Source organism: Streptomyces alkaliphilus, assembly GCF_014141535.1.
Lineage (GTDB): Bacteria > Actinomycetota > Actinomycetes > Streptomycetales > Streptomycetaceae > Streptomyces > Streptomyces alkaliphilus.
In genome coordinates, this window is the sequence record NZ_VKHT01000160.1 from 1 (window position 1) to 7,118 (window position 7,118).

The following is a 7,118-nucleotide window of genomic DNA, read 5'->3' on the forward strand; positions in this document are numbered from 1 at the left end:
CCCCCTGTCCGCGCCCCGCCGCGGAGACCCCGAGCTGGTCCAGGTACCAGTGCTCGCGCCGGGGCCGCCGGCGCGCCATGTCCCGCAGTACGGGAAGGGCGGTCACCAGCCCCCGGGGCCCCATGACCCGCAGCAGGGAACCGGACTCGCGGAGGGTGGCCCAACCCTCTCCGGGGGTCCGTCCCGGTCCCTCCCAGACCGCGACCCCGACAATGCCCCTCCCCGGCACCTCGGCGAGGTCCACCGCACCGTGACGCAGGACGCCCCTGCGCATCAGCGCCGCGAAGAGCCGGGTCAGGTGCGCGCGCCGGTCCGGTCCCTTCGGCACGAAGGAGCACAGGAGCGGGTCGTCCTCGAACGCCTCGCCCAGGATCGCGCTCGCCGCCGCGACGTCCCCCTCGCCGGCCTGTCTGATCCGCACCACGGCTCTCCTTCCGTTCCGAACGACACGCGTACACCCCCACCGTTTTGGCCAAGCGGCCAAAACGGCGACGCGGCTAGCCTACTCCCATGGCGACCAGGCGAGAGACCTCGGCGGTGCGCGAACACCGGCCCATCGAAGAGCGGCGCACCCAACTGCTGACGGCGGCGTCGGAGGTGATGCGCGAACAGGGTGTGGCCGCCGCCACCACGCGCGCCATCGCCGAACGCGCCGGACTCCCGCACGGCTCGGTCCACTACTGCTTCGGCGGCAAGACGGCCCTGCTGCGCGCCGTGGTGCGGAGCGAGGTCGACCGCTCGGTGGAACGCGCCTGGCGCCGCGCGGCCGGGTCCACCGACCTGGAGGGACTGCTCCGCAACGTCCTGGAGGCACAGCTGGGCGGCGTGCGCGACGATCCGGGACACCACGCCATGCTCGCCGAGCTCATGGCCCTGGCTCGGCGGGATCCCGAGCTGGCCGATCTGCCGGGCTGGGAGCACGAGCGGTACGTGAGCGCCGCCACCGACCTGATATCGGAGCTGCCGGCCACCTCCGACTTCACGCTCGCCCGTCCCGCCCGCGAGATCGCCACCATGATCATGGTGCTGGCCGCCGGGCTGAGCGACCTGTGGACCGCCACGGGGAACCGGGCCGAACTCGACCGTGCCCTGGACGACTGCGTGCGGGGCCTGGCGGCCCGCCTGTCCCGGCCGGCCTGACCCCGCGTCCGGCTCGCCGGGGCCCTCGGGGGCGGGGCCGGGGCACCCGGGCCGATCACACCGGAGTCGGTGGACCCCGTGTGGACCACGGGTCCCGTCAAGTGACCACGGCCGGTAGGCTGTAGCCGCTCCGCCCCTGGTGGGCGGAGACGGGAGGCTTGCCCGAGCGGCCTAAGGGAACGGTCTTGAAAACCGTCGTGAGGTAACCCCTCACCGTGGGTTCAAATCCCACAGCCTCCGCCCCGCACGGCCCCTGACCTGCGCATCCGGTCCGGGGCCGTCCTCGTTCCGGCTCCCCGCCTCTCCCTCCTCGTCCCCGTGGTTCCCCGTCCGATGGGGCACGCGAGGGGCACGCCGGTCCCGTTCCCGAAGAGGTTCCGTCGTGGAGCGGTCGCTCCCCGGGACGGGTCCCAATGATGCACCGTATGATACGGCTCAACAGTTGAGCCGCATCATACGGCGTATCATTCCCGCATGGATCTTCTCGCCGCGGTGGACGCGGCCCTGGCGATGATCGGTGATCATTGGGACGCCGACGAGTGTGAGCACGGCCTGCTCGATTTCAAGGAGACTCCCGACACCGCCGGCGACCCGGGAAAGAACGCCCGGAAGAGGTTCCACGAGCTTCTGGCCGAGACCGCCGTCTGCTTCGCCAATTCCGAGGGCGGGGCGATTGTCGTGGGGGTCAGGGACCGGGCGTCCGACCGTGGCACCGCCCTGCGGGGAGTGCCGCCGAAGTACTCGGCGGAGGAGTTGGTGGAGGCCATCCATCAAAGGACGTCGCCCGCCATCACCTGTCGCCCAGTGGTTCGCGAGGTGGACGACCGACGGGTGATCGTTCTCCTGGTGCCGAGGGGAAGTGGGGTGCACAGCACCTCGCTGGGCGTCTACAAGGTTCGCCTGAACGACCGTTGCGTCCCGCTGGGCGGTGATCAGTTGCGTGGATTGCGCACTCTCCGAGAGCACTACGACTGGACCGCCCAACCCTCCGATGTGGGTGTCGAAGGACTGTCGAGGGGATCCCTGGAACGGGCGGCGAGTCTTCTGTTCGGATCCGGTTACGACGATTTGGCGCGCCTGGCGGAATCGGATCCCACCGCTTTTTGCAAATCCACCCGGTTGATGGTGGGAGACAAGGTGGCACGAGCCGCTGTGCTGCTGTACGGCACCCCCGGTGCGCTGCGCTCGGAGATCCCCGAGTGGGGCGTCAATGTCCAAAGCCGCGAGACCCCCGGAGGCGATCCCCACATCCTGCTCCGTCGGGATTCGGTGGATGTTCCCCTGGTCTTCCTGCTCGATCAACTGATCACCCTGGTGGCGGCGCTGTCCCGCACCCGCACGATTCGGGTCGGAGCCGAGCAGGTGGACCTTGTCGATTACCCCTCGGACGCCGTGCGTGAGATCTTCGCCAACGCCTTCGCGCATCGCGACTGGGAGGCCCCGGGCGTGGTGGAGATCGTCCACTCACCCGACGAACTGGTCACGACGAGCCCCGGCGGGCTCCTGCCCACCCTGCGGGTCGACAGACTTCTGCACGACGCCGCCGCTCCCCGGAACCGATTGCTGGCGGAGAACATGGCGCGCCTGCGGCTGGCCGAGATGTCCGGCCTGGGCCTGGACCGTGCTTTCCGCGAGATCGCCCGGCTGGGCAAGGAACCCCCCATCCTGGACGACGGTCCCCGATTCCGGGTGGTTCTACCGGGAGGGCGGGGAGACGAGGCGTTCGCCCGGTACATCAACGGTTCGAACTTCCCGTCGGGTTCGAGTGGTGATCTGGATGTCCTGATGATCCTGACGGCTCTGCGCCACACGAAAAGCGTGAGCGCGACTCTGCTCAGCGGTCGTCTGCAGAGGTCTCCCGGCGATGTGCAGCGCGTCCTGCGCCGGATGCAGGAGGCGGGTGTCGTCCATCCGACGAAGGGAACGGTCCGCAGGCAGTATCCGAATTACGCGCTCACCTCCGTGGCCATCGCGGGTATGCGTGCCGCGATCGGTTACCGGGTGACGAGTGTTGACGAGGACGATCACAAGCTGATTCGTCACCTTCACCGTCATGGTCGGATCACCAACGAGGATGTGCGGAACTATTTGGATTGCGATACCGCCACGGCCCGAAACAGGCTGAAGCGCTTGCGACACCGCGGGCTCATCGATTTCGCGCCGGACAGTCCGCGCCGTGGCTCCGCCGTCGTCTACGTCAAAACGGAGAAGTTGGAGGAGTTCGGGAACGCATCCGGAAAACCGGGCACGTAGGACCCCACCCCACAGGGTCCGCCTCCCGTCCCCGATCCCGCTTCGCGACCCGGGCCGCCCGGAAAAGCGGTGGACGCGGATGATCGCGGCGCGTCACGGTGGAGCTCATGGAACACATGATCGACATCGCTCCCGACATCCGCCTGTGGGTCGAGGAGAGCGGTGATCGAACCGCTCCGCCGCTCCTGCTGATCATGGGCGCCAACGCCTCCGGCCTCGCCTGGCCCGAGCCCTTCGTCGAGGCACTGGGCCGACACCACCGGGTGATCCGCTACGACCACCGGGACACCGGCCGCTCCACGGAGATCTTCGGGGAGCGCCCCTACGCCATCACCGACCTCGCCCGGGACGCCGTCGCGGTGCTCGACGCGCTGGAGGTGGACCGGGCGCACGTGGTCGGGATGTCCATGGGCGGGATGCTCACCCAACTGCTGCTCCTGGACCACCCGGACCGCGTGCTCACCGCCACGTTCATCGGCACCACGCCGCTGGGCGGCATCCCCTTCGAGGCACCGGGGTTCCCGCCGGAGTTCCTCGCGCTGTGGGAGGAGATGGGCGCGGCCCGGGATCGCGAGGCCGAGATCGACTGGCGTGTTCGGCACTGGGAGTTGCTGCACAACGACCCCGGTGACGGCGTCGGCATCCCCTTCGACCCGGAGGAGTTCCGTCGGTTGGAGGAGCGGATCATCACCCACACCGGCCGGCACCGGGCTCCCGTCGCCCACGCCGCCGCAGGCACGGACGGCCTGGACAGGGGCCCGGAACTGGCCGCCGTCACCGTCCCGGCCCTGGTCATCGACTCCCCGAACGATCCCCTCGCGGGCAGTTCCTGCGCGCACGCCCTGGCCGGGGCCCCGGGCAACGCCCGCCTGGTGACGATTCCCGGTATGGGCCACGCCCTCCCCGGCGCCGTCCTCCCCCGCCTGGCCGAACTCGTTCTCGGCCACACCTCACCCCCGGAGGAACGGAGAAGGTAACGGGCATGACGAAAGAGCTGTGGGAAACGGATTCGACCGTCTACCTCACCCCCCGCCCCGGTGGGAGCGACGCCCGGGCGGAGGAGGCGGCGGCCCGGGGTGGACGGGGGACGCAGCGGTTGGTGGAGGTGCGAAGGATCCGTGCCCCCGAGACGGTCGCCGGCCCGCTGGGGCTCGCTCCGGACGCCGAGGTCGGGGTGCGGCGTCGGGTCATGTACCTCGACGATCGACCGGTCGAACTCACCGCCTCCCATTACCCGGTCGACATCGCCGCCGGCACCGCCCTGGCCGAGCCCCGCAGGATTCCGGGTGGGGCGGTGACCCTGTTGGCCGACCTCGGTTTCCGCCCTCACGAGGTCGAGGAGACGGTCGCCGTGGACCTTCCCGAGCCGGCCGTTCGCGAAGCCCTGGCGCTGGGGGAGGGAGAGCCCGTGATGCTCCTGACCCGGGTCAGCCGCGCCGCCGACGGCCGCCCCTTCGAGGTCGGCGTCATGACCATGGTCCGGGGCGGCCGCCTTCGGTACCGCACACGGATGGGGTGACCCGTGACCGAGCAACCCGGGTGTCGTGGACACCTGCACCGGCGGGAGTACCGCGTGCGGTTGTGAGGTCGGGGCCGCCGACCGGCCGGGTTCCGGGGAGCGGACGCGCCCGCGCGCGCTCCCGGCGCCCGGGAGCGCCCCGGGCCGGCTGTGATGTATGTGACGACCCCGTGTCGCTGTGCAACGAATCGAACACGGCCTCAACGTTCGGGCACCCCGGGCGCTTGGCTGGTTGCCGAGAGCGATCGCGCTCTCCCGGACGGGAAGCCCCCGGGCTTCCGCGTGCCGATGACGAACCAGGTGAAAGGGACTCCGAGTTGAGTCACGAAGTCGTGAGCGGCGTGCCGGCGGTGGTCGGCACGCCGAGGATGATCGCCCCCGGGGCGCGGGCCGGGGGCCCGCGGTGGGCGGGCGAGGTGGTTCGCGTCGGAACGCGGTGGTCGCGCGAGCGGTGGGTGCCGGGCGGTGGCCGGGACCCGGGGGGAGGCCGGGGCGCAGCGACGCGCGCCCGCGCACACCGCCCCGCCGACGGGCCGGGCGCCCCGGTGGGTGCCGCGACGCCCTCGGGGAGCCGGACGTGACCGACGAGGACCGTTCCGGGTCGCCGATCGACCGCCCCGTACGCGAGTTGGCCGTGCACCTGCCCGCCGCGTGGACCGCCTTCCACGAGCAGTACTACTCCGCCTATCTCGCCTACGCGGAGTTGCAGTTGGGCGATCGCGGGGAGGCCGGGGAACTCGTGCACCGGGTCTTCGTGCACCTGGCCGCGCACTGGCAGCGGCTGATGCGCGAGGAGGCGCCGATGGCCAGCGCCTGGGCGCTGCTGAAGTCGGGCGTCGCCCGGCACCTGGAGGAGAGGGGGCGGCAACCGGCGATGCCGGAGACCGCCGTCTTCCGCAACGTCAGCCGTCGGGTCCTGGAGGACGTGCGCGGTGAGTTCGCCGCGATGGAGTCGGCGCTGGGCCTGTACACGGCGATAGCCCGGCTCCCCGAGCGGCAGTTCGACGTGATCGTGCTGCGCTACGTACTGGGGTATCCCACGGGTGACGTGGCGCGCCTGATGGGCGTGAGCGACGCGACGGTGCGCACCCACTGCACGCTGGCCCGGCGCAAGCTCGGTCGGGACCTGCAGATGGACACGGGAGGGGACGGGGACGATGACGACGCACGGAGGTGACCGGGACACGGAGCGCCGGTCCCGGGGCGCCCGGAGCCCGGGAACCGGGAGCCCGGGGGCCCGGAATCCGGGAACCCGGAACCTGGACGACCTGCTGGCCGGGGCCCTCGTCCCGGCGGGCGTTCACGACCCGGAGGCGGTGGCGGCGGCCCGCCGCCGGGTGGAGCGCGAGGTCGCCGAGAGCCTGTGGCGGGAGGCCCTGCACCGCGACTCCTACGCCCACCTGGTGCTCTCCGAGTCCCCCCGGACCCGGTCCGGCTGCCCGGTGCCGCCGGCCGACGCGCCGCAGGACGATCCGGCGGCCCGGCTGCCGGTGGCGCTGCTGCGCCAGGCGGCCCGTGACCTGTCGGCCCTGTGCGAGCTGGTGGTGCGGGACTCCCGGGCCGCCCGGGACATCGCGGGCCTGGTCAACTCCCGACGGATAGAGCCGGACGGGTCGCTGGTCTTCGCCTGCCTGCTGCACCTGGCCGGCCGGGTGGACGGGGCGCAGTTCTGGTGGCAGTTCGGCGCGGGGGCGGGCAAGTCCACGTCCGCCCTCTGCCTGTACCTGCTGCACCTGCAACGGGGGGAGATGCGCGACGCCGAGCACTGGGCCTGCCAGGCGGCCGACCTGGAGGTGTTGGAGGCTCGCGAGGCCCCGATCTCCCCGACCGGTCGGTGCGCCTCGGCCGGGACGGGCGCGTCGAGGGCCGGTGAGCCGGCGCGGCGGGGGGCCGGGCGCCCCCGGGGGCGTACCTTCTACGCCCGTGAACCCTGTCATCGTCCGCTGTACGAGCGGGGGTTCGCGACGGTGGAGTCGATGCTGCTGCGCACCCGCGCCGGTCTGCACACCCGGGGTGCGGTCCCGGACCCGGTGGGGGGGACGGCCGGGGCCCGACCGGCGGTGGCGGCGGCCATCGAGGGGTTGACCGGGGTGCACGAGCGCTACGACCGGGACTTCGGGCACGTGCCGCGCCCGGATCCGGGGCTCGCCCGGCGGTTGGCGGTCGGCTCCCCGTCCCCGGCGGGGTGCTGAGGCCGGGCCTGATC

At 71.9% G+C, this 7,118-nt stretch carries 6 protein-coding genes, 1 tRNA gene and 1 pseudogene; 7 read left to right on the top strand and 1 reads right to left on the bottom strand.

Annotated features, from left to right (window positions below; genetic code table 11):
- Positions 1–421, bottom strand: a pseudogene (locus FNQ90_RS07835) (hypothetical protein); the annotation flags it as partial.
- A gap of 89 nt (positions 422–510) precedes the next feature.
- Between FNQ90_RS07835 and FNQ90_RS07840 the strand changes: the two are divergent.
- The 7 genes from FNQ90_RS07840 (at position 511) to FNQ90_RS07870 (ending at position 7,104) form a co-directional block, all read left to right on the top strand.
- Positions 511–1,140 carry a TetR/AcrR family transcriptional regulator gene (locus FNQ90_RS07840; protein ID WP_182605709.1) on the top strand — a complete coding sequence of 210 codons (630 nt, stop codon included), beginning with the start codon at positions 511–513 and terminating at the stop codon, positions 1,138–1,140.
- A 152-nt stretch (positions 1,141–1,292) separates the two neighbouring features.
- Positions 1,293–1,380 (top strand) — tRNA-Ser (locus FNQ90_RS07845).
- 234 nt (positions 1,381–1,614) lie between these two features.
- Complete coding sequence (locus FNQ90_RS07850) at positions 1,615–3,393, top strand: RNA-binding domain-containing protein (protein WP_182605710.1); 1,779 nt, start codon at positions 1,615–1,617, stop codon at positions 3,391–3,393.
- Between the two features lie 107 nt (positions 3,394–3,500).
- A complete protein-coding gene (locus FNQ90_RS07855; RefSeq protein ID WP_182605712.1) occupies positions 3,501–4,370 on the top strand; it encodes an alpha/beta fold hydrolase in 870 nt (289 codons plus the stop codon).
- Between the two features lie 5 nt (positions 4,371–4,375).
- Positions 4,376–4,912: a GntR family transcriptional regulator gene (locus FNQ90_RS07860; RefSeq protein WP_182605714.1), complete on the top strand. Its 537-nt coding sequence runs from the start codon at positions 4,376–4,378 to the stop codon at positions 4,910–4,912.
- 577 nt (positions 4,913–5,489) lie between these two features.
- Entirely contained in the window at positions 5,490–6,089 is a 600-nt protein-coding gene (locus FNQ90_RS07865) for an RNA polymerase sigma factor (protein ID WP_323379832.1), read from the top strand.
- A complete protein-coding gene (locus FNQ90_RS07870; RefSeq protein ID WP_182605715.1) occupies positions 6,070–7,104 on the top strand; it encodes a hypothetical protein in 1,035 nt (344 codons plus the stop codon). The genes FNQ90_RS07865 and FNQ90_RS07870 overlap by 20 nt, the downstream gene beginning before the upstream one ends.
- Positions 7,105–7,118: the final 14 nt, after the last annotated feature.